Origin of the sequence: Bradyrhizobium sp. cf659 (genome assembly GCF_900113725.1) — a bacterium.
Lineage (GTDB): Bacteria > Pseudomonadota > Alphaproteobacteria > Rhizobiales > Xanthobacteraceae > Bradyrhizobium.
On the sequence record NZ_FOQJ01000008.1, the window covers coordinates 195,295 to 218,032 of the forward strand.

Sequence of the window (22,738 nt, forward strand, 5' to 3'; positions counted from 1 at the left end):
AATGGGTCCTGGCTTTCGCCAGGACGACGGCTGTATTTGTGGCGAGCAGCCTGCCTCTTACGAAGCTTGCTACTGCCCCTGCTTGATCGCCCAGCTCACATTCACCGTCACCGACAGCGTCTCCTCGCCGGGTGCAACGGCGGCGGGTGCGGCCATCGGTGCCGTTGCCATTCGCGTCTTGAACAACGGCATCGGCGCGCCGCCTTCGGAGACGCTGAGCGGCGCGCCCAGCGTGACGCCGGTGGCCTTGGCGTAGATCTCGGCCTTGCGGCGGGCATCCACCACCGCCTGCTCGCGGGCCTCGTCGAGCAGTTTTGACGCCTGCGTCACCTCGAACGAGATGTTGCCGATGTCGTTGGCACCGGCGCCGACCAGCGTGTCGATGATGCCGGCCACCTTGGTCACGTCGCGAATCTTGACGGTGACGCGATTGGAGGCGCGGAAGCCGATCACCGGCGAGGCGCCGGTGGATTTGTTCTGGCCGTATTGCGGCTGCAGCGACAGCCGCGAGGTCTGGTAGTCCTTCTCGGCGATCCCGGCACCCTTCAGCGCCAGCAGCACCTTGCCCATCGCGGCGTTGTTGGCGTCGGTGGCTTCCTTCGCCGTCTTGGCGTCATTGGCGACACCCGCGTCGATCTGCGCAAGATCGGGCGCCACTGAAACGGTGGCCTCGCCGCTCACCGAGATCGCGGAGGGGAAATCGTCGGCGCGCGCAGGCGCGGCCAGCAGCGTGGTGGCAAGAACGGAGGCGAGTACGGCAGGCTTTTTCATCGGTCTCACTTCAGCGGCACGAAAACATTGATCACGAGCTTGTCCTCCGCCGTCTTCAGGGGATCGGTGAGGTACTCCTCGATAAAGGTGTCCTTGGCTTCCAGCCTCTTGTCGTCGAGGTGATTGGTGATCGCCTCATAGGTGTTGTCCATGTTGTCGTAGGAGCCGCGATGGACGAATTTCAGCGCCTTGCCCTCCGGCGATTTGCCGATGCTCATGTCCTTGGGCAGTTTCTGCGGGTCCTGATCGACCGGGATCTCGGCGAGGAAGGTGAAGCCGGTGTCGTCGGTCGAGGTGTAGACGATCATCGAATTGCCGGCGTGCTTGATGCCCTGCTTGTCCAGGAGCGTGTTCAGCGCCTTGAAGGCGTCGACCAGGGTGTCGAAGGCCGAGTCCCAATTGGCAGTGCCCTTGACCATCACGACCTTCCTGGACTCCAGCGTGGTCTCGAGGCCAAAGGGATCGGCGGTCTGGACCGGGGCGGGGGTGGCGGCTGCGGCGGGCGGCGGTGCGCCCGGGCTGGGCGAAGCGCTGGCTGCGGGCGCCGGCGATGCGGCCGGGGCGGGTGAGGCGCTCGCCGCAGGCGAGGATGTTGCCGCAGGGGCAGGCGAGGCACTTGCAGCCGGAGCGGGCGAAACCGACGGGGCCGGCGAGGGACTGATTGGAGAAGGACTTGCCGAGGCGGCCGGTGCCGGGCTCGGCGTCTGTGCCAGAGTGCCGGACAGGCCAAATGACAAGGCCGCTGCCGGGATCAGCGCGGCCAGAACAAGACGACGAAAAGTGTTCATTTTATTCTCCCCAGACCTTGCCCACCAAGGCCTTAACCCGGCCGCGCATCCCGGTTCGCGCGAACTACGCGGTTCTAACACGCGAGCGCCGAATTCGTCCCATGACAGATGCGTCATGGCAGACGACCTGGCGCCCGGCGGCAAAACACTGGCCAAGCGGCCAAGGATCGCCATATAAGGCGGGCGAAATTCGGGAATTTTCATGAGCGCGCTGGCCAACCACGCATTTGCCAAGATGAACGGCATCGGCAACGAGATCGTCGTTGTCGACATGCGCGATTCCGCCTCGGCGGTGACGCCGGACGACGCCCGCGCGGTGGCATCTGCGCACGGCGGCGTGCACTACGATCAGCTCATGGTGCTTCAGAAGCCGCGGCTCGACGGCACCGAGGCCTTCATCCGCATCTACAACAATGACGGCTCCGAAGCCGGCGCCTGCGGCAACGGCATGCGCTGCGTGGTGCGGCGCATCTTCGAGAAGACCGGGCAGGCAACGGCGACGTTCGAGACCGCGGCGGGCCTGCTCAATTGCTGGCAGGGCCCGGCACCCGATCTCTACACCGTCGACATGGGCGTGCCCAGGTTCGGCTGGCAGGACATTCCGCTGGCGGAGGAGTTTCGCGATACCCGCTACATCGAATTGCAGATCGGCCCGATCGACAATCCGATCCTGCATTCGCCCTCGGTGGTGAGCATGGGCAACCCGCACGCGATCTTCTGGGTCGACGACGTCAACGCCTATGACCTCGAGCGTTTTGGTCCGCTGCTGGAAAACCATCCGATCTTCCCCGAGCGCGCCAACATCACGCTCGCCCATGTCGTCGATCGCGACCACATCACGATCCGCACCTGGGAGCGTGGGGCAGGGCTCACCAGGGCCTGCGGCTCGGCGGCCTGTGCCACGGCCGTCGCCGCGGCGCGGCTGAAGCGCGCCGAGCGCAATGTCGAGATCACGTTGCCCGGCGGCAAGCTCGGCATCGAATGGCGCGAGCGCGACGATCACGTGCTGATGACGGGCACCGCGACCTTCGAATATGAGAGCAATTTCGATCCGGCGCTGTTCGCGCCGGTCGGCTGATGTCCGTCGAGATCGTCACCTTCGGCTGCCGCCTCAACGCCTTCGAGGCCGAGGTGATCCGCCGCGAGGCCGAAGGCGCGGGGCTCTCCGACACCATCGTCATCAACAGCTGTGCCGTCACCAACGAGGCCGTGGCGCAGGCGCGGCAGTCGATCCGCAAGCTGAAGCGCGCGCGGCCGGAGGCGCGCATCGTCGTCACCGGCTGCGCCGCGCAGACGCAGAGCCGGATGTTCGCCGATATGGCCGAGGTCGACCGCGTCGTCGGCAATGACGACAAGATGCGCAGCGATGCCTGGCGCGATACGCGCGCTGCCTTCGACATCGGTGCCAGCGAGAAGATCGCCGTCAGCGACATCATGGCGGTGAAGGAGATGGCGCCGCATCTCCTCGACGGCTTCGCGAGCGGCCTGCCGCGCGTGTTCGTGCAGGTGCAGAACGGCTGCGACCACCGCTGCACCTTCTGCACCATCCCGTTCGGCCGCGGCAATTCGCGCTCGGTGCCGATGGGCGCCGTGGTCGAGCAGGTGCGGGCGCTGGCGGAACGTGGTCACGCCGAGATCGTGCTGACCGGTGTCGATCTCACCAGCTATGGCGCCGATCTGCCGGGTGCGCCGAAGCTTGGCATGCTGACCAAGCAGATCCTGCGCCATGTGCCGGAGCTGAAGCGCCTGCGCATCTCCTCGATCGATTCGATCGAGGCGGATGACGATCTGCTGGATGCCATCGGCGACGATTCACGCCTGATGCCCCATCTGCACCTGTCGCTGCAATCCGGCGACGACATGATTTTGAAGCGCATGAAGCGGCGGCATTTGCGGGGCGATGCGATCGCCTTCTGCGACCAGGTGCGGCGCCTGCGGCCGGACATCGCCTTCGGCGCCGACATCATCGCGGGCTTCCCCACCGAGACCGAGGCGATGTTTTCGCGCTCGCTCGATCTGGTCAGGGAATGCGGCCTCACCTTCCTGCACGTCTTCCCCTATTCCCCGCGCCCCGGCACGCCCGCCGCGCGGATGCCGCAGGTTGCGGGGCCGGAGATCAAGGAACGTGCGCGGCGGCTGCGTGCGGCTGGTGAGGCAGCATTGCGTCAGCGGCTGCAAGCCGAGATCGGCGCAACGCGCGATGTGCTGATCGAGAGCGGCAGCCAGGGCCGCACGGAGCATTATCTGCCGGTCGCGATTGCGGGCGCGCGCGTGGGGAGTGTCGTGCCGCTGAGGATTGCCGGCAGTGATGGCGAGCGGCTGACCACGTAATCTGCGGTCATCACACAACTCCATCCCCAACGTCGTCCCGGCGAAGGCCGGGACCCATACCGCGTGATCTATCGATTATGCGCGGTGCTTGTCCCAACGAAGCAGAGTAACTGCTAGCCGTCGCCAAACTTCTCCCTGTGGTTATGGGTCCCGGCCTTCGCCGGGACGACCCCGAGGGGGTGGATGCGGGGTGTCTACGACGCCCGCACCTGCCAGAACCGCAGCGTCCGCCGCGCGTTCTCCGGTGTCATGTGGGCGAAATGGCTTTGCGCTCTCGCGAGGTCGGCCGGCTTCATCGCGCCGGTCGCAAATCGGCTTTCGAGCACGGCAGCTGTCGTCTCCCAGCTGAGCTGCGCCGCCTTGCACGGCACCAGCAGGCCGTCCTCGCGCAGGCTCTGCATCAGCGGGCGAATCACTTCGACGGTGGATTGCGACAACGCCGCCAGCGCCGCGACGGCTTCTTCATAGCGCCGCTGCTTGGCAAAGCCGAACAGCGTCGCCTCGTTGAGCTGGCCGGATGCCTTGAGACCTGCGATGGCGCGCTTGGCGCCTTCGAAATCGCGGACACCTGACATCTCGCGCGCGACGCCGGCGGTGACGGCGGCGATCGCACTCTGGATTTCCTCGAACAGATGCGGCGGCGCGCGTGACAAGAGGCGGGTGCGAACCGCATCGCTCGCCGAGCGCAGCAACTCGCGGCGCAGCTCCGACGGCAGGTCGACGCGGACGCCGACGCTGACGGCGAGCTCCGGATCGCTCTCCGCCTGGCCGACGATGATGGCGAATCCGCCTCCGGAAACGCGCGCGCCGGGGTTGGCGGCAAGCCGCCGGCTGACGCTGGGATAGCGGCGCGCCAGCAGCGCGTCGGTGACGATCTCCTTCAGCCACCAGCGCCCGGCGACCGCGAGCAGATGCAGTTCGCCCTTGGATGATGCGATCCTGACCAGCTCGCCCTCGTCGAGGCGCGCGGATTCCTGGAGCACGGGACCGGCGATGCGGATCTCGTCATTGTTGGCGAGGCGGCGGATGACCGAGGGCGGCGCCTGCGCGATCGGCGCGAGCTGCGCGCTGATCTCGGCCAGCGCGACGCGCGCGCCCATGTCGGCGATGGCGCGCAGCTCGATGGTACCGATCAGGCGCTCGAGCACCTCGTCGAACAGTGCGATCTGCTCGTCGTCAAAACTACCGGCGGAGGACAGAAACAGGTCGGTGACGCGGCGGGCCGTCTCCAGGCCCTTTTCCGCCGAGCCAATCCGAATCGCGGATTCGACCTCGTCGATGATCGATAGCTCGGCCTTGGACATGACGCGCGGCTCGTCCTGAGCGGATTGACGGAAGCTTGTTCTAAGCAACCGCTATCATTAGAGGCGAGCACTGAACGTTTCGTAAACCATGGACCGGTGGACCCTCATCCTGAGGAGCCCGCAAAGCGGGCGCGTCTCGAAGGATCGAGGCCCGTCTGCAGCAGCGGGGCCTTGCATGGTTCGAGATGGCGCTGACGCGCCTCCTCACCATGAGGGTCTACCGGCTGTGCGGGTTATTCCCCGTTCCAGCCGCAGGCGCGCAGCCGCTCGTGCATGTGGGGCGGGGCCGGGGCCACCACACGGACCGGCTCTTTGTTCCGGGAAATCGGCACCACGATCTCGCGGGAATGCAGATGCAGGCGCGGCTCGCCGAAGCGGGGGCCGTTGCCGTAAATGTTATCGCCGAAGATCGGCCAGCCGGTCGCGGCCGAATGCACCCGCAATTGGTGGGTCCGCCCGGTCACCGGTTCCATGGCGAGCCAGGCCAGGCCATTTCCCCGGCCCATCACCTTCCAGTTGGTGATGGCTTTCTGGCCTTCCGGATCGGGCTTCTGCCACCAGCCGCGCTCGGCATTGAGCCGGCCGAGCGGCATATCGATGGTGCCTTCGTCCTCGGCAGGCCCGCCCTCGACCACGGTCCAGTAGGTCTTGCCGATCTTGCCGTGCTTGAACAGCAGGCCAAGCGAGGCTGTGGCTTTCCGATGGCGGCCGAGCACGAGGCAGCCGGAGGTGTCCTTGTCCAGCCGGTGGGCCAGCACCGGCGGCCGCGGCAGGCCGAAACGGAGCGCGTCGAAGGACGCCTCCAGATTGGCGCCGCCCTTGGGGCCGCGATGCACCGGCAGGCCGGCCGGCTTGTCGATGACCAGCATCAATCCGTCGCGATGGAGCACGCGGCCTAAGATTTCGTCAGCGGTCAATTCGGGAACATCGAGCAATTGCAGGACTTTCGGTCAAGACTTTCGTTTGGGAGCCGGAACGGCTAACACACCGCCATCATGAACGATACCACGTCAGATCCCCCCAAGCTGAGCTGGTGGCGCCGCCTGTCCAACGGGCTGAAGCGCACCTCGTCCACGCTCGGGACCGCGGTCGCCGACCTCGTCACCAAGCGCAAGCTCGACCGCGCCATGCTCGACGACATCGAGGACGTGCTCTTGCGCGCCGATCTCGGCACGCAGGTTGCGGTGCGCATCGCGGACGCCGTCGGCACGGGGCGCTACGACAAGGCGATCTCGGCGGACGAGGTCAAGGACGTCGTTGCGACCGAGGTCGAGAAGGTGCTGGCGCCGGTTGCAAAGCCGCTCGCGATCGATACGGCCAAGAAGCCGTTCGTCATTCTCGTCGTCGGCGTCAACGGCTCCGGCAAGACCACCACCATCGGCAAGCTCTCGCAGAAATTCGCCTCCGAAGGCCGCAAGGTGATGCTGGCCGCCGGCGACACGTTTCGCGCCGCAGCCATCGAGCAGCTCAAGGTCTGGGGCGAGCGCACCAGGACGCCGGTCATTGCGGGGGCGCAAGGCTCCGACTCGGCGAGCCTCGCCTTCAACGCGTTGACGGCGGCGAAGGAGCAGAACATCGATGTGCTCCTGATCGACACCGCCGGGCGGCTTCAGAACAAGGCCGAGCTGATGAACGAGCTCGAAAAGGTCGTGCGCGTCATTCGCAAGGTGGACGCGACTGCGCCGCATGCGGTGCTGCTTGTGCTCGACGCCACCGTCGGCCAGAACGCGCTGTCGCAGGTCGAGGCCTTCCATCGCACCGCCGGCGTCACCGGCCTCGTGATGACCAAGCTCGACGGCACTGCGCGCGGCGGCATCCTGGTGGCGCTCGCGGAAAAATTCAAACTGCCGGTGCATTTCATCGGCGTCGGCGAAGGCGTCGACGATCTCGCGCCCTTCACCGCGCGCGACTTCGCCCGCGCGATCGCCGGAATCGAATCATAGGTTTCTTTCGTCATGCCCCGCGCAGGCGGGGCATCCAGTACGCCGCGCCGCTGGTTGTAGATCACAGGCGCCACGGAATACTGGATCCCCCGCCCCAGTGCGCAATTGCGCACAAGGCGGGGGATGACAGCAACAAAGGTCAGGTGATGGACAAGACCCAGCCGCATCCGCTGTTCAAGCTTGCGACCGAACTCGGTCCGCTGCTCGTCTTCTTCTTCGTGAATGCGAAGTTCAACCTGTTCGCCGCGACCGGCGCCTTCATGGTCGCGATCGTCGCGGCGATGATCGCCTCCTATGTGGTGACGCGCCATATCCCGATCATGGCGATCGTGACGGGCGTGATCGTGCTGGTGTTCGGCACGCTCACCCTGGTGCTGCACGACGAGACCTTCATCAAGGTCAAGCCGACCATCATCTACAGCCTGTTCGCCGCCATCCTCGGCGGCGGGCTCCTGTTCGGCCGCTCCTTCATCGCCGTGATGTTCGACCAGATGTTCAACCTGACCCCGCAGGGCTGGCGCATCCTGACGCTGCGCTGGGCGCTGTTCTTCGCCGGCATGGCGGTGCTGAACGAGATCGTCTGGCGCACCCAGAGCACGGATTTCTGGGTGAACTTCAAGGTGTTCGGCGTGACGCCGCTGACCATGATCTTCGCCATCGCCCAGATGCCGCTGACCAAGCGCTATCACCTCGAGCCGGTCTCGCTGGAAACGAGCGAGGCGGAAGCGGGGGATGTGAGGAAGGGGTAATTCTCTCAGCTCGTCATTGCGAGCGCAGCGAAGCAATCCAGAATGTATCCGCGGAGGGACTCTGGATTGCTTCGCTACGCTCGCAATGACGGTCTTGGCTAAGACCCCGCCTTCAACGCCTTCTCCAACTGCGGCAGCAGCACGCTCCGCAGATTGTCCGGCGTGATCGGGCCGACCAGCTTGTAGACGATGGTGCCCTCACGCCCGACGACGAAGGTCTCCGGCACGCCATAGACGCCCCATTCGATCGAGGCGCGGCCGTTCGCATCCACGCCGACGCGGCCGAACGGGTTGCCGTAGCGGCCGAGGAAGCGCCGCGCATTGTCGGAGGCGTCCTTGTAGTTGATGCCGACGAGCTGGAAGCGTTTGTCCTTGGCGAACTCGGTCAGAAGCGGCGCCTCGTCGTGGCACGGCACGCACCAGGAGGCCCAGACGTTGACGAGGCTGACCTTGCCCTTGAACGCGGCGGGATCGAGACCCGGCACCTGGACGTTATCAACCTGCAATCCCTCGAGCGGCGGCAGCATCGTTTGCGGCGCCGGCCGTCCGATCAGCGCGGAGGGAATCCGCGAGGGATCGCCGCTGCCGAGCCGGAACCAGAACAGAACGGCCAGGCCGATGAAGGCGATCAGCGGCAGCACCATCAGGAAGGTCCGGCGCTGCGGCGGTGCGGGAGTCGTGTGATCGCTCATGGCCGATCCATCGCGCTACGGCCCGAACGGCGGGTGATGCCGCTGCGGTCGAGGTCGTGCAGGCGCCGGGTCTGGCTGCGATAGTCGAGCACGATCCAGCCGATCAGGATCGCGACCACGAGGGCGGCGGCGGCATAGGACGTCACGATGAAGGAGGCATAGGGACCGAGCGACATGGTCATGCGGCCCCGATTTCTTTCGACGCGTTGTCGTGACGCGAACCGGCGCTCATTTCGTTCGAAAACGCGATGCGGCTCGCCTGCATCATTTGCAGCGAGCGGACACGGCGGCGCAGGATCTCGTTGCGCATCGCAGCCAGGTGCAGCGTGACGAACAGCAGCGTGAACGCGATTGCCATCACCAGCAGCGGAATCAGGAACGATTTGTCGAGCGACGAGCCGCCCATGCGCATCACGGAAGCGGGCTGGTGCAGCGTGTTCCACCAGTCGACCGAGAACTTGATGATGGGCAGGTTGATCGCGCCGACCAGCGTCAGCACGGCGGCAGCGCGCGCCGCGCGCGAGGGATCGTCGACCGCGCGCCACAGCGCCATCAGGCCGAGATACATCAGGAAGAGAATCAGCACCGAGGTCAGTCGCGCGTCCCATTCCCAATAGGTGCCCCACATCGGCCGGCCCCACAGCGAGCCCGTGAGCAGCGCGAGGAAGGTGAAGGCTGCGCCGATGGGCGCTGCCGCCTTCGCCGCGACGTCGGCGAGCGGGTGCCGCCACACCAGCGTGCCGAGCGAGGCGATGCTCATCACGCCCCAGACGAACATCGACAGCCAGGCATTGGGCACGTGGATGAACATGATCTTCACGGTCGCGCCCTGCTGGTAGTCGTCGGGCGCAAGAGCCGATTGATAGAGGCCGATCGCGAGCAGGATGACGGTCGCGGCCGCAAGCCACGGCAACACCCGCGCCGTCAGCGCGAGGAACCGTGTCGGGTTGGCGAGGTCGATCAGCGTCATGGTATTCTGATAATCACAGGTCAGCACTCACGCAATCAGCATAAAAGCGGGCAGCGAAAGTTGATCGGGGTCAAGGTCAGTCGAGCTCATCTCAGTCGAGCCCATGCCGCAGGCTCGCCGCCGCCGCGAAGGGGCCGATCACGAGGCTGACCAGCGACAGAGCGCACAGGATCGAGAACGGCGCGCCGAACGACATGGGGCCGACGATCACCGCCTGGGAGGCCGCTACCCCGAAGATCAGGACGGGAATCGACAGCGGCAGCACCAGAACCGCCATCAAAAGCCCGCCGCGATGCAGCGTCACCGCCAGCGCGGCGCCGATCATGCCGGTAAAGGTCAGGGCCGGCGTGCCCGCCAGCAGCGTCAGGGCCACCGCGCCGGTCGCGACCATGTCGAGGTTGAGCAGGAGGCCCAGCACGGGGGTTGCGACAATCAGCGGCAGGCCCGCCGCCAGCCAATGCGCCAGCGCTTTCGCCGCGCAGGCGAGTTCCAGCGGCGTCCGGCTCATGGTGATCAGGTCGAGCGAGCCGTCCTCGTGGTCGGCCATGAACAGCCGGTCCAGCGTCAGCAGGCTCGCCAGCAGCGCGCCGAGCCAGAGAATGGCGGGCCCCAGCCGCGACAGCAGCGCCAGGTCCGGCCCCACCGCGAACGGCATCAGCACCACCACGGTCAGGAAGAACAGCACGCCGATCAGCGCCCCGCCGCCGACGCGGAGCGCGATCCGGACGTCCCGGCGGATGAGGGCGGACAGGGCGGTCATGGGGGGCCTCCCGCAAGGGGGGAGGGAACGGAGAGGGCGGAGCCCGGCCGCTTGGAAAGCTGAGGGTCCATCGGAATCATGCCATCGCCCCGATCCGCAACTCGCGTGATTCGATGCCCAGCGCCATGTGGGTCGCGGCGATGATCAGGCCGCCGCGGGCGAGATGGTCGCGCATCAGGCCGCCGAACATGTCCTGGCCGGCCACGTCCAGCGCCGTGGTCGGCTCGTCCAGCAGCCAGACCGGGCGGCGCACCGTCAGCAGCCGGGCCAGCGAGAGCCGGCGGCGCTGGCCGGCCGACAGGAAAGCGGCCGGCAGGTGGGTGGCGTGGTCAAGCCCGACCGTGGCGAGGCTCTCGTGGGCGTCGGAACGCTCGCCGCCCAGAAAATCAGCCCAGAATGACAAATTTTCCGCCACGCTCAGCGCCGGCTTCAGGGCGTCGCGATGGCCCAGATAGTGGCATTGCTCAGGCAATGTCAGCTCGGCATCGCCGCCATCGAGCGCGATTGTCCCGCCGGCCGGAATGAGCAGGCCCGCAATCAGCCGCAGCAGCGAGGTCTTGCCCGAGCCGTTGCGGCCGACGACCGCCACGGCCTCGCCGGAGCCGGCCTCGAAATCGAGTCCGGCAAACACCTCGCGGCCACCCCGCACACAGATCACCCCACGTCCGGAAAGCTGCATCTTGCCTCGTATCAATCCGTCCAAACCAGGCCTCAGGAAAACTTGGGGTAGCGCATGGGAATTTTTGGCTCGCGAATTGCTGCGGCACGATTGTGGCTGTGGCGGCGCGGTTAGAAAGCTTCTATAAGCCCGGAACTACTTGATGCAGCAACTCAACCTGCCCCTGCAAGCGACCCAGCCGGATTCGCTGACGGTGTTAAAATACCCCTTGCCGGGTATAACTAACAATTGGGATTTCCTACATGACCTCGCTCGACAGCTTCAAATGCAAAAAGACCCTCAAGGTCGGCGCCAAGACCTATGTCTATTACAGCCTGCCCACGGCCGAGAAGAATGGTCTGAAGGGAATTTCGAAACTCCCCTATTCGATGAAGGTCCTGCTCGAGAACCTCCTGCGCAATGAGGACGGCCGCTCGGTCAAGAAGGCGGACATCGTCGCGGTGTCCAAATGGCTGCGCAAGAAGTCGCTGGAGCACGAGATCGCGTTCCGCCCGGCGCGCGTCCTGATGCAGGACTTCACCGGCGTGCCCGCGGTGGTTGATCTCGCCGCGATGCGCAACGCGATGCAGAAGCTCGGCGGCGATGCCGAGAAGATCAATCCGCTGGTGCCGGTCGACCTCGTCATCGACCACTCCGTGATCGTGAACTTCTTCGGTGACAACAAGGCCTTCGGCAAGAACGTCGCCGAGGAGTACAAGCAGAACCAGGAGCGCTACGAGTTCCTGAAGTGGGGCCAGAAGGCGTTCTCGAACTTCTCCGTCGTGCCGCCCGGCACCGGCATTTGCCACCAGGTCAATCTCGAATATCTCTCCCAGACGGTCTGGACCAAGAAGGAGAAGATGACGGTCGGCAAGAAGACCGGCACCTTCGAGGTCGCCTATCCCGACTCGCTGGTCGGCACCGACTCCCACACCACCATGGTCAACGGTCTCGCCGTGCTCGGCTGGGGCGTCGGCGGCATCGAGGCGGAAGCCTGCATGCTCGGCCAGCCGCTGTCGATGCTGCTGCCCAACGTCGTCGGCTTCAAGCTGAAGGGCGCGATGAAGGAAGGCGTCACCGCCACCGACCTCGTGCTGACCGTGACGCAGATGCTGCGCAAGCTCGGCGTGGTCGGCAAGTTCGTCGAGTTCTTCGGCCCCGGCCTCGACAATCTCTCCGTCGCCGACAAGGCGACGATCGCCAACATGGCGCCGGAGTACGGCGCGACCTGCGGCTTCTTCCCGGTCGACGCGGCCGCGATCGACTACCTCAAGACGTCGGGGCGTGCGGCACCGCGCGTCGCGCTGGTGCAGGCCTATGCCAAGGCGCAAGGGCTGTTCCGCACCGCCAAGTCGGCCGATCCGGTGTTCACCGAAACCCTCACGCTCGACCTCGCCGACGTCGTGCCGTCGATGGCCGGTCCGAAGCGTCCCGAAGGCCGCATCGCGCTGCCGTCGGTCGCCGAAGGCTTCTCGGTCGCGCTCGCCAATGAGTACAAGAAGGCCGAAGAGCCGGCGAAGCGCTTTGCCGTCGAAGGCAAGAACTTCGAGATCGGGCACGGCGACGTCGTGATCGCCGCGATCACCTCCTGCACCAACACCTCGAACCCGAGCGTGCTGATCGGCGCCGGCCTCCTGGCGCGCAACGCTGCCGCAAAGGGCCTCAAGGCAAAGCCGTGGGTGAAGACCTCGCTCGCCCCGGGCAGCCAGGTCGTCGCGGGCTATCTCGCCGATTCCGGTCTCCAGGCCGATCTCGACAAGGTCGGCTTCAACCTGGTCGGCTTCGGCTGCACCACCTGCATCGGCAATTCCGGTCCGCTGCCGGAGGAGATCTCGAAGTCGATCAACGACAACGGCATCGTCGCCGCCGCCGTGCTCTCCGGTAACCGCAACTTCGAAGGCCGCGTCTCGCCGGACGTGCAGGCGAACTATCTGGCCTCGCCGCCGCTGGTCGTCGCGCACGCGCTCGCCGGCACCGTCACCAAGAACCTCGCGGTCGAGCCGCTCGGCGAGGGCAAGGACGGCAAGCCGGTGTACCTCAAGGACATCTGGCCGACGACGAAGGAGATCAACGCCTTCATGAAGAAGTTCGTGACCGCGTCGATCTTCAAGAAGAAGTATGCCGACGTGTTCAAGGGCGACACCAACTGGCGCAAGATCAAGACGGTCGAGAGCGAGACCTATCGCTGGAACATGAGCTCGACCTATGTGCAGAACCCGCCCTATTTCGACGGCATGAAGAAGGAGCCGGAGCCGGTCACCGACATCGTCGAGGCGCGCATCCTCGCCATGTTCGGCGACAAGATCACCACCGACCACATCTCGCCGGCCGGTTCGATCAAGCTCACCTCGCCCGCGGGCAAATATCTCAGCGAGCACCAGGTGCGTCCCGCCGACTTCAACCAGTACGGCACGCGGCGCGGCAACCATGAGGTGATGATGCGCGGCACCTTCGCCAACATCCGCATCAAGAACTTCATGCTCAAGGGCGCCGACGGCAACATCCCGGAAGGCGGCCTCACCAAGCACTGGCCCGACGGCGAGCAGATGTCGATCTACGACGCCGCGATGAAGTACCAGCAGGAGCAAGTGCCGCTGGTGGTGTTCGCCGGCGCCGAATACGGCAACGGCTCCTCGCGCGACTGGGCTGCGAAGGGCACGCGTCTGCTCGGCGTGCGCGCGGTGATCTGCCAGAGCTTCGAGCGCATCCATCGCTCCAATCTCGTCGGTATGGGCGTGCTGCCGCTGACCTTCGAGGAAGGCACCTCCTGGTCGTCGCTCGGCCTGAAGGGCGACGAGAAGGTCACGCTGCGTGGTCTCGTCGGCGATCTGAAGCCGCGTCAGAAGCTGACCGCGGAGATCGTCTCCGGCGACGGCTCGTTGCAGCGCGTTTCGCTGCTCTGCCGCATCGATACGCTGGACGAGCTCGACTACTACCGGAACGGCGGCATTCTGCACTACGTGCTGCGCAAGCTCGCGGCCTAAGCGCGAATTTGTGAACGGTGGCTCACTGCGACGTGAGTAGAAGGTTAAACGAAGGCGGCCTATCACAGGGCCGCCTTCGCGCGTTTGCGGCATGCTTCGGATGGGCCCGCCCGGCGGAAATTTCGGCCAGGACGGATGAGTGTGTCGCGCCCGTAAGACTACGGTGACCATCAGGCGATAAGATTTCCCTTCCCACGAGCAATGGTGTGCGGCGTTCGACATGACAGCAATGACGGCTTCTCATCCGATTTCACGTTGGTCCGGTGCCCTCTGGTCGGGAGCACTCGGTATCTGTGCGATCGTCGCCGTCATCCGTCCCGCCCAGGCTGATCCCCGCGCCGTGGTCGAGCTCTTCACCTCGCAGGGCTGCTCCTCCTGTCCGCCCGCCGACAAGATCATCGGCGATCTCTCCAGCGACCCCTCGATCATCGCGCTGAGCATGCCGATCGATTATTGGGATTATCTCGGCTGGAAGGACACGCTGGCGGATTCGCGCTTCTCGGCGCGGCAGCGCGCCTATTCGCGCATGCGCGGCGACCGCGAGGTCTACACGCCGCAGGTCGTGGTGAATGGCTCGACGCATGTCATCGGCAGTGATCGTGCCGGCATCGAGAGCGCGATCGGCAAGACCGACAAGGGCACGGGCGTGATGAGCGTGCCGGTGACGATGTCGCTCTCGGGCAAGCAGATTAACGTGTCGGTGGCCGCGAGCAAGGAGCCGGCGATCTCGCACGGCGAGGTCTGGATCTGCTCGATCGCGAGGTCAGTGCCGATCGCGATCGCCAAAGGCGAAAATCGCGGACAGCAAGTCACCTATCACAACGTGGTGCGCAACCTGCTCAAGGTCGGCGACTGGACCGGTCGTCCGGAAAGCTGGACGGTGCCGATCGAGAACCTTACGCGCGACGGCGTCGACGGCGCGGTGGTCTATGTCCAGGACGGCAGCCGCGAGAAACCCGGCCCGATGCTGGGCGCGGCGTACACGTCGCTGCACTGATTCGAATCTCTCGCTAGCGTCGTGCTCGCATCCTCACCATGAGGGGAGAGAGCGTATGTAAGATTGTCTCGGACAATCTGCTCTCTCGTCATTCCGGGGCGCCCCACTTTTTGGCGCGAGCCCGGAATCCATTTCTCAGCTGGGAAATTCGGATTGATGGATTTCGGGTTCCCGCTTCGCGCGCCCCGAAATGACAGCGCGGCAGAAACATCCCGACACAAACAAAAAAGGACCAACTTGCGCTGGCCCTCCTTGTCGTGCGTACAGACCCGATCCTATCGACCCCGGGGGGCTGGGGGCTGAGGAATCCGGAACCGAAAGGACCGGGTCAACGCACACAGGTCTTTTCGCAGTGCAGGGCGGCAGGCGCTGGGCGGAAAAGCGGCGATACTATGATTCCTGCTAACGATCCCGTGACGGTTCGTCGCGACAGAGTTCCACCGTTGCGTGTGCTCCGATTCACGCCCGATTCGATGGGTTGCACCGGGAGCTCTTCCAAAGAGCCCTCGAGAGCCCCTTGCGGCGGGGAACGGTTGGCGCAATCATGCGATTGTCATGATCCGCGGTTCCGGGGACGGTTTTCGCGGACGCGATCATGCCGTGCGATGAGGAGGCGCTTCCCATGAGTCTGATGTCGGAGGATGCCGATCCGAGTGAGCAGCGCGCGGCGGCGCGCCCCGTCGCTGCGAATGCGCAGCCGAACCAGGTGACCTTCAACCGGCTCGAGCTGCGCCGAATTCTCAATCTCTACGGCCGCATGGTCGCGGACGGCGAGTGGCGCGACTATGCCATCGACTTCCTGAAGGACCGCGCGGTGTTCTCAGTCTATCGCCGCGCCTCGGAAGTGCCGATCTATCGCATCGAGAAGGACCCGCGCCTCGCGCGCAAGCAGGGCATGTACAGCGTGATCTCGGCGACCGGCCTGATCCTGCGCCGCGGCCACGAGCTCGAGCGCGTGCTGCTGGTGATCGATCGCAAGCTGGCGGTGGTGTAGCCCAACGCCGTCATTCCGGGGCGCGACGAAGTCGCGAACCCGGAATCCCGATCCGTATTCGCTCACAACTTCCGGATTCCGGGTTCGCGCTTGCGCGCGCCCCGGAATGACCGTGTGAGCCCTACTTCCCCGGCACCGTGCTTGCGCCCTCGCCGAGCTCGCGCTGCATCATCACCGTGTCTAGCCAGCGGCCGAATTTCAGCCCGACATTGGGATGCGTGCCGATCATCCTGAAGCCGCCTTTGGTGTGCACGCCGATCGAGCCGGCATTGGCGGAATCGCCGATCACCGCGATCATCTGGCGGAAGCCGCGCGCCTCGCACTCGGTGATCAGCCGCTCCAGCAGCAACGAGCCGACGCCGCGGCGGTGGAAGGAGGGATCGAGATAGATCGAGTTCTCGACCGTGAAGCGATAGGCCGGCCGCGGCCGGTAGGCGCCGGCATAGGCGTAGCCGGCGACGCGCCCGTCGAGGATGGCGACGAAATAGGGATAGCCGCCGTCGACCAGCGCGCGGTAGCGCCGCGTCATCTCGGCAAGATCGGGCGGTTCCAGCTCGAACGTCGCCGTGCCCTCGCGGACGGCCTGCTGGTAGATGGCGGTGATGGCGGGGAGGTCGGCCTCAAGGGTGGGCCTGATTTCAGGTGTGGACATGGGGAAAGATTAGAGCCTTCCCGCGGCGGCCGGAAGGGGCAACATCGTTTCCACATACTCCGTCATTGCGAGGAGCCCTTGCGACGAAGCAATCCAGAAATGCATCCGCGGAGGCACTCTGGATTGCTTCGCTGCGCTCGCAATGACGGTGTTCGTGGAGGCACCCTGCCCAAAACAAAAACCCCGGCCTTGCGGCCGGGGTTCGTGTCCATTCTCTCGTCGCAGTGCTTAGTCGCGCTGGCCGAGGAGCTGCAGAAGCAGCGTGAACAGGTTGATGAAGTTCAGGTACAGCGACAGCGCGCCGGTGATGGCCGCACGCTCTGCGATGTCACCGCCGGCCGCAGCGTAGCCGTAGATGTAGTCGTTCTTCAGCCGCTGGGTATCCCAGGCGGTGAGGCCCGCGAACACGAGCACGCCGACCACGGACACGATGAACTGGAGCATCGAGCTCGCCAGGAACAGGTTCACCAGGCTGGCGATGATGATGCCGATCAGGCCCATGAACAGGAACGAGCCCATCCCGGTCATGTCACGCTTGGTGGTGTAGCCGTAGAGGCTGAGCGCACCGAAGGTCGCCGCGGTGATGAAGAACACCCGCACGATCGAGGTGTGCGTGAACACCAGGAAGATCGACGACAGCGAGATGCCCATCAGCGCCGAGAACACCCAGAACAGGATCTGGGCGGTCGAGGGTGCCAGACGGTTGATGCCTGCCGAGATCACGAACACCATGGCGAGCGGCGCGAGCATGAACAGCCACTTCAGGGGGCTGACGAACATCGCATAGCCGAACGGCGTCAGGAACAGCTTGCCGACGCGGACGGCTTCCGGGGTCGGAACGTCAGTCACGGCGGCCATGTAGACGCCGAGTGCGGCAAGGCCCGTGATGGCGAGGCCAATGCTCATGTAATTGTAGATGCGCAGCATGTAGGCGCGCAGACCGGCGTCGACCGTCGCGGCGTCAACACGCCCGGCGGCCCTGCCGAAAGGAGAAGCGTAGTTACGGTCTAGGTCCGACATGGTCGATTCCCGTTGGTTGGCCGGTCCGGCATGAGGGTCGCCATGCCGCCGGTTCGTCAAATTCTATCTCGGATACCGATGTCTTCCGACTAAATTTTGGCTAACAATCGGGGCTCCGAACCCATTCGATATGTGGGAAACTAACACATTCGCTGCAACCGTCCACGCGCGGCTGAATGTCGCCCTCGCCCGCAATCCAGACGAGCAGACGTGGTTAATCGCCGGAATCGTGCGATTTCGCACCCGCGCGGCGGCCCGCTACCTTTTGTCACAAATTCCGCAACACCGTGGCGGGCTTTTTGTTCAACGCCAGAAGCGTGCCGGCGAGCCCGAGCCCGACGGTGACGACCAGGGCGGCCACGACCACGCCGGCTGCGCTGCCGGCCTGCCAGACGAAGCTGAGCGTCATCAGCCGCGTCACGATCATCCAGGCGGCGATGCTGCCGGCGATCACGCCGAAGACGGCGGTGGCGAGCCCGATCAGGAGGTATTCGAGCGCATAGGCGCCGAGCAGCCGCAGCCGCGTCGCGCCCAGCGTCTTCAGGATCACCGCATCGTAGACCCGGTGGCGATGGCCGGCGGCGAGCGCCCCGCCCAGCACCAGGATCGCCGAGATCAGGGTCACGGCGCTGGCGCCGCGGATCGCCAGCGCAAGATTGGTCACGACCGAGCCGACCGTCTCCATCACCTCGCGCACGCGCACGCTCGTCACCATGGGGTAGGCGTCGGCGACCTGCTTGATGATCCTGCCGTCGCCTTCGGCGTTGCCGCCGGCTTCGGTCAGCGTCGCGATATGGGTGTGCGGCGCGCCCTTGAAGGCGTTCGGCGAGAACACCAGCACGAAATTGATGCCGAGGCCCTGCCAGTCGATGTTGCGCAGATTGCTGATCTTCGCCGGGATGTCGCGGCCGAGCACGTTGACCACGACCTCGTCGCCGAGCTTGAGGCCGAGCCCGTCGGCGATCTTCTTCTCCATCGAGACCAGCGGCGGGCCGGAATAGTCGGCGCTCCACCACTCGCCCTCGACCACCTTGGAGCCTTTCGGCAGCTCGCCGGTATAGGTGAGGCCGCGGTCGCTTTGCAGCACCCATTCGGAATCGGTGGTCGGCTTGAGCTCTTCGGCGCGGACGCCGCGCGCGGCGACGATGCGCCCGCGCAGCATCGGCACGTCCTCGACCTTGGCGCCGGGCGCGACCTGGCGCAGATAGCCGTCGAACTGCGCCGCCTGCGTGCTCGGAATGTCGATGAAGAAGAACGACGGCGCCTGATCCGGCAGGGCTGCGAGGAACTGCCGGCGCAGATTGCCGTCGATCTGGGTGATGGTGACGAGCACGGCGAGCCCGAGGCCGAGCGACAGCACGACCGAGGGCGTCAGCGCGCCCGGCCGGTGGATGTTGGCGATCGCCAGCCGCAGCATCGGCAGGCGCGTCCGCGGCAGCCGTCGCGCGATCGTCATCAGCAGGGCGGCGATGCCGCGCAGCAGCGCGAACACGACGACCGAGGACGCCACGAACACCGCGGCGATGCGCTTGTCGAAGGACAGGCCGATCACGACCGCGACGAGCAGGGTGATCACGACGCCCATGAACACGAGATAGCTCCAGCGCGGCCGGTGCCATTCGGAGCTGATGGTGTCGCGGAACAGCGCGGCGACCGGCACGTCGTGCACCCGTCCGAGCGGCCACAGGCCGAAGGCGAGCGCGGTCAACAGGCCGTAGACGAAGGACAGCGCGAGTTCGTCGGCGTGCACGGCCGGCACCACCGGCAGCGGCAACAGCTTGCCGAACAGCCCGACGATGGCGAAGGGCATCGCGGCGCCGAGCGCGAGCCCGATCACGGACCCGATCGCTGCCAGCAGGACGACCTGAGCGAGATAGATGCCGAACACGTCGCGGCCCGTGGCGCCGACGGCCTTGAAGGCCGCGATCACCTCGAGCTTCCGGTCGATATGGCTCTTCACCGCGTTGGCGACGCCGACGCCGCCGACCAGCAGCGCGGCGAGGCCGACCAGCGTCAAAAACTGCGTGAAGCGGCTGATGTTGCGCTCGAGCTGCGGCGAGGCGTTGGAGCGGCTGCGGACTTCCCAGCCGGCCTGCGGCGCGGCGTTGCGCGCATCGGCGATGAAGGCGTCGGTGGCACGCTCGTTGTTGGCGGCCTCAGGCAGCTTCACCCGATAGACCCAGCGCACCAGGCTGCCGGGTTGGATCAGGCCGGTGGCCCGCAGGCCTGCCTCGCTGATCAGGAAGCGCGGACCGAAGCCGATGCCGCCGGCGAGCTTGTCGGGCTCGGCTTCGACGGTGCTGCGGATCTGGAAGGTCGCCGAGCCGATGGTGACGCGGTCGCCGGTCTTGAGCGAGAGCCGCGCCAGCAGCGTCGGATCGGCAGCCGCGCCGAATGCGCCGTCACGCTCTGCAAGGATGTCGGACATCGCAAGCGGCGGCGCCAGCGTCAATTGGCCGAGCATCGGATAGGTGTCGTCGACCGCCTTCATCTCGACCAGCGCGAGCTTGCCCTCGGCCGAGCGCGCCATGCCGCGCAGGGTCGCGGCGGTCGAGACGGTGCCGCGCGAACGCAGGAAGGCGACTTCTTCAGGCTTGGCCTCGCGCTGGAACAGCACGAAGGAGACGTCGCCGCCGAGCAGCGTGCGGCCTTCGCGGGCGAGGCCGTCGGAGAGGCTCGCCGACACCGAGCCGACGCCGGCGATCGCCATCACGCCGAGCGCGATGCAGGCGATGAAAACATAGAAGCCGCGCAGGCCCCCGCGCAATTCGCGCAGCGCGTAGCGGAGCGACAACGCGGCGACGTTGGGTCGCGCGAACGGTTCGGCCGCGGCGCTCATGCCGGCGCAGACTGGGTGTCGATGCGCCCGGAGCGCAGGCGGATCACGCGATCGCAGCGATGCGCGAGCGAGGAATCGTGCGTGACCAGCACCAAGGTCATGCCGCGCTCGGCATGCTTGGTGAAGAGCAGGTCGACGATCTGCTTTCCGGTCGCCTCGTCGAGATTGCCGGTCGGCTCGTCGGCGACGAGGATGGCGGGATCGGGCGCCAGCGCGCGGGCGAGCGCGACGCGCTGCTGCTCGCCGCCGGAAAGCTGCGTCGGATAATGATGCAGGCGGTCGCCGAGCCCGACCGATTGCAGCTCCTGCGCCGCGCGTTTTGCGGCGTCGGGATTGCCGGCAAGCTCGAGCGGCACGGCGACGTTCTCCAGCGCCGTCATGGTCGGGATCAGATGGAAGGACTGGAAGACGATGCCGACCTGGCGGCCGCGGAAGCGGGCGAGTGCGTCCTCGTCGAGGGCATTGAAAGGCGTGCCGTTCACCACCACCTCTCCGCTATCAGGACGCTCCAGCCCCGCCATCACCATCAGCAGCGTGGATTTGCCCGAGCCTGACGGGCCGATCAGGCCAATCGTCTCGCCCGAGGCGACCCGCAGGTTGATATCCTTGAGGATGTGAACGCGTGCCGCGCCCGTACCCAATGAGAGATTGACGTTGGAGATGGCGATGGTGTCCGGCGCGGTGCCGGCGAGCGAAGAGGATTCGATGCGAGTGTCCATGGTCCGGTCATATGGCAACTCCGATGGCGCGGTCGAGAGGCGTTACGGAATGTTCATGCACATAGCCGTGTTGATGCTCGCCTTGATGACAATGGCGATAGCGGCGTCGGCACAAGCACAGCCGGCCGCCAAACCAATCAAGCTGGTGGTCCTCGGCGATTCCTTGAGCGCGGGCCTTGGCCTTCCGGCCCAGGAGGCGTTCCCCGTAAAACTTCAAAAAGCCTTGCGGGCCAATGGCATAGAGGTCGACATGACCAACGCCGGGGTGTCCGGCGACACCGCCTCCGGCGGCCGCGACCGGCTCGACTGGTCGGTGCCTGAGGGAACCGAGGGCGTGATCATCGAGCTCGGCGCCAACGACGCGTTGCGCGGCATCGATCCTGGCCTGACGCGCACCGCGCTGACCGACATCGTCCAGCGTCTGAAGGCCCGCAGGATTTCAGTCATGCTGTGCGGCATGCTGGCACCGCCGAATTACGGCGCCGATTATGCCGCGCGCTTCAATTCGATTTATCCGGATCTGGCGAAACAATTCGACGTGCCGCTCTATCCGTTCTTCCTCGACGGCGTTGCGGCCGACGCCAAGCTCAACCAGGCCGACGGCATCCATCCGACCGCGGCCGGCGTCGACATCATCGTCGGCAACATGCTGCCCACGGCGGAGGCATTCTTGCGCAACATAAGCGAGCAGCGCCGTTGAAAAGCAGGCAACGCTAACCCTAATTCCCAGGGTTTTCCCGGGGTGGCCCGCGCGATGCTTCGCAGAGTCACACAACTGCGATAGGAATCAGGGTACCGGTGATTCGTCGCCGGCTCTAATTTGGATAAGGTCCTGCTTCAAGGGGCCGTACCCAAGCATCGGGAGTGAGAAACGATGCCGCGTTTGTTCACTGGTCTGGAAATTCCGGCCGAGATCGGCCAGACGCTTTCCAACTTGAGGGGCGGCCTTCCCGGCGCCCGCTGGATCGATCCCGAAAATTATCACGTCACCTTGCGCTTCATCGGCGATATCGACGGCGTCTCCGCCAACGAGATCGCCTCGATGCTGTTTCGCGTCGACCGCAAGCCGTTCGAGGTGAAGGTGCAGGGGCTCACGAGCTTCGGCGGCCGCAAGCCGCGCGCGGTGGTCGCCACCATTGCGCCGAGCAAGCCGCTGATGGAATTGCAGGCCGAGCTCGAACGCATGATGCAGCGGATCGGCCTCAATCCGGAGGGGCGCAAATTCATCCCGCACGTCACGCTGGCCCGGCTGTACGACGCATCCGACCGCGACGTCGCCGACTATCTGTCGCTGCGCGGTTACTTCCCGAGCAAGGCGTTCATGGCCGAACGCTTCGTGCTGTTCTCGTCGCGCGCCTCCACCGGCGGCGGGCCGTATGTGGTCGAGGACGCCTACGAGCTGTGTGCGTAGCGCAACTCTCGCGCCCCGGCCGCAGAGCCGGGGCCCAGCGCTCCACAACGAACGATATCTGGCGATGAACGAAATAGTGGGTCCCGGCTCTGCGCGTCCGGGACGCGAAAGCGCATACCTCTGGCCTCAATTCACGGCTTGCAATTTCCGTCCGTC

Annotated in this window: 22 protein-coding genes; 9 read left to right on the forward strand and 13 right to left on the reverse strand. The window is 65.6% G+C overall.

The features are described from left to right. Positions 1–69: 69 nt before the first annotated feature. Together BM118_RS28375 and BM118_RS28380 are read right to left on the reverse strand one after the other, a co-directional pair. Complete coding sequence (locus BM118_RS28375) at positions 70–771, reverse strand: SIMPL domain-containing protein (protein ID WP_177234766.1); 702 nt, start codon at positions 769–771, stop codon at positions 70–72. A 5-nt stretch (positions 772–776) separates the two neighbouring features. After that, positions 777–1,559: a GyrI-like domain-containing protein gene (locus BM118_RS28380; RefSeq protein ID WP_092189517.1), complete on the reverse strand. Its 783-nt coding sequence runs from the start codon at positions 1,557–1,559 to the stop codon at positions 777–779. 202 nt (positions 1,560–1,761) lie between these two features. Here BM118_RS28380 and dapF point away from each other — a divergent pair, with 202 nt between their 5' ends. After that, a complete protein-coding gene (dapF, locus tag BM118_RS28385) occupies positions 1,762–2,637 on the forward strand; it encodes a diaminopimelate epimerase (protein WP_092189519.1) in 876 nt (291 codons plus the stop codon). After that, on the forward strand, positions 2,637–3,890 hold the full coding sequence (gene mtaB, locus BM118_RS28390; protein WP_092189521.1) for a tRNA (N(6)-L-threonylcarbamoyladenosine(37)-C(2))-methylthiotransferase MtaB: 1,254 nt from the start codon (positions 2,637–2,639) through the stop codon (positions 3,888–3,890). Before dapF ends, mtaB begins: the two co-directional genes overlap by 1 nt. A gap of 194 nt (positions 3,891–4,084) precedes the next feature. Here the strand turns inward: mtaB and BM118_RS28395 are convergent, their stop codons facing one another. Together BM118_RS28395 and BM118_RS28400 are read right to left on the reverse strand one after the other, a co-directional pair. Then, on the reverse strand, positions 4,085–5,194 hold the full coding sequence (locus BM118_RS28395) for a DUF2336 domain-containing protein (protein WP_092189523.1): 1,110 nt from the start codon (positions 5,192–5,194) through the stop codon (positions 4,085–4,087). A gap of 233 nt (positions 5,195–5,427) precedes the next feature. Then, entirely contained in the window at positions 5,428–6,129 is a 702-nt protein-coding gene (locus tag BM118_RS28400; protein WP_177234767.1) for an RluA family pseudouridine synthase, read from the reverse strand. Between the two features lie 60 nt (positions 6,130–6,189). Between BM118_RS28400 and ftsY the strand changes: the two genes are divergently transcribed. Continuing rightward, a complete protein-coding gene (ftsY, locus tag BM118_RS28405) occupies positions 6,190–7,137 on the forward strand; it encodes a signal recognition particle-docking protein FtsY (RefSeq protein WP_092189525.1) in 948 nt (315 codons plus the stop codon). A 146-nt stretch (positions 7,138–7,283) separates the two neighbouring features. Then, a complete protein-coding gene (locus BM118_RS28410) occupies positions 7,284–7,886 on the forward strand; it encodes a septation protein A (RefSeq protein WP_092189527.1) in 603 nt (200 codons plus the stop codon). 98 nt (positions 7,887–7,984) lie between these two features. Here the strand turns inward: BM118_RS28410 and BM118_RS28415 are convergent, their stop codons facing one another. The 5 genes from BM118_RS28415 to ccmA all read right to left on the reverse strand — a co-directional run bounded on the left by BM118_RS28415 (position 7,985) and on the right by ccmA (position 10,987). Beyond that, positions 7,985–8,578 (reverse strand): DsbE family thiol:disulfide interchange protein, encoded by a 594-nt coding sequence (locus tag BM118_RS28415; protein ID WP_092189529.1) that lies wholly within the window; start codon positions 8,576–8,578, stop codon positions 7,985–7,987. Beyond that, positions 8,575–8,760, reverse strand: a complete 186-nt coding sequence (gene ccmD, locus BM118_RS28420; protein ID WP_092189531.1) for a heme exporter protein CcmD — start codon at positions 8,758–8,760, stop codon at positions 8,575–8,577. Before ccmD ends, BM118_RS28415 begins: the two co-directional genes overlap by 4 nt. Continuing rightward, complete coding sequence (locus BM118_RS28425; RefSeq protein WP_092189533.1) at positions 8,757–9,548, reverse strand: heme ABC transporter permease; 792 nt, start codon at positions 9,546–9,548, stop codon at positions 8,757–8,759. The genes ccmD and BM118_RS28425 overlap by 4 nt, the downstream gene beginning before the upstream one ends. A 91-nt stretch (positions 9,549–9,639) precedes the next feature. Then, positions 9,640–10,308 (reverse strand): heme exporter protein CcmB, encoded by a 669-nt coding sequence (ccmB, locus tag BM118_RS28430; protein ID WP_027523533.1) that lies wholly within the window; start codon positions 10,306–10,308, stop codon positions 9,640–9,642. A 76-nt stretch (positions 10,309–10,384) separates the two neighbouring features. Beyond that, positions 10,385–10,987, reverse strand: a complete 603-nt coding sequence (gene ccmA / locus BM118_RS28435) for a heme ABC exporter ATP-binding protein CcmA (RefSeq protein ID WP_092189535.1) — start codon at positions 10,985–10,987, stop codon at positions 10,385–10,387. Positions 10,988–11,229: 242 nt separating this feature from the next. Here ccmA and acnA point away from each other — a divergent pair, with 242 nt between their 5' ends. From acnA to BM118_RS28450, 3 genes are all read left to right on the forward strand, one after another. Beyond that, complete coding sequence (acnA, locus tag BM118_RS28440; protein ID WP_092189537.1) at positions 11,230–13,950, forward strand: aconitate hydratase AcnA; 2,721 nt, start codon at positions 11,230–11,232, stop codon at positions 13,948–13,950. A 220-nt stretch (positions 13,951–14,170) separates the two neighbouring features. Beyond that, positions 14,171–14,947 carry a DUF1223 domain-containing protein gene (locus BM118_RS28445; RefSeq protein WP_092189539.1) on the forward strand — a complete coding sequence of 259 codons (777 nt, stop codon included), beginning with the start codon at positions 14,171–14,173 and terminating at the stop codon, positions 14,945–14,947. Between the two features lie 622 nt (positions 14,948–15,569). Continuing rightward, on the forward strand, positions 15,570–15,941 hold the full coding sequence (locus BM118_RS28450; RefSeq protein ID WP_092189541.1) for a DUF2794 domain-containing protein: 372 nt from the start codon (positions 15,570–15,572) through the stop codon (positions 15,939–15,941). A gap of 121 nt (positions 15,942–16,062) precedes the next feature. Here the strand turns inward: BM118_RS28450 and BM118_RS28455 are convergent, their stop codons facing one another. The 4 genes from BM118_RS28455 to BM118_RS28470 all read right to left on the reverse strand — a co-directional run bounded on the left by BM118_RS28455 (position 16,063) and on the right by BM118_RS28470 (position 21,171). Continuing rightward, positions 16,063–16,593 carry a GNAT family N-acetyltransferase gene (locus tag BM118_RS28455; RefSeq protein ID WP_092189543.1) on the reverse strand — a complete coding sequence of 177 codons (531 nt, stop codon included), beginning with the start codon at positions 16,591–16,593 and terminating at the stop codon, positions 16,063–16,065. 228 nt (positions 16,594–16,821) lie between these two features. Continuing rightward, positions 16,822–17,613, reverse strand: a complete 792-nt coding sequence (locus BM118_RS28460; RefSeq protein ID WP_092189545.1) for a Bax inhibitor-1/YccA family protein — start codon at positions 17,611–17,613, stop codon at positions 16,822–16,824. Positions 17,614–17,881: 268 nt separating this feature from the next. Then, entirely contained in the window at positions 17,882–20,452 is a 2,571-nt protein-coding gene (locus tag BM118_RS28465; RefSeq protein WP_092189547.1) for an ABC transporter permease, read from the reverse strand. Continuing rightward, the gene (locus BM118_RS28470; protein WP_092189549.1) at positions 20,449–21,171 is read right to left on the reverse strand and encodes an ABC transporter ATP-binding protein; all 723 of its coding nucleotides are present in this window, start codon (positions 21,169–21,171) and stop codon (positions 20,449–20,451) included. The genes BM118_RS28465 and BM118_RS28470 overlap by 4 nt, the downstream gene beginning before the upstream one ends. Before the next feature lie 55 nt (positions 21,172–21,226). Between BM118_RS28470 and BM118_RS28475 the strand changes: the two genes are divergently transcribed. Beyond that, positions 21,227–21,871 (forward strand): arylesterase, encoded by a 645-nt coding sequence (locus tag BM118_RS28475; protein ID WP_177234788.1) that lies wholly within the window; start codon positions 21,227–21,229, stop codon positions 21,869–21,871. A gap of 174 nt (positions 21,872–22,045) precedes the next feature. Beyond that, a complete protein-coding gene (gene thpR, locus BM118_RS28480; protein ID WP_092189553.1) occupies positions 22,046–22,582 on the forward strand; it encodes an RNA 2',3'-cyclic phosphodiesterase in 537 nt (178 codons plus the stop codon). The last annotated feature ends 156 nt before the right edge of the window (positions 22,583–22,738 follow it).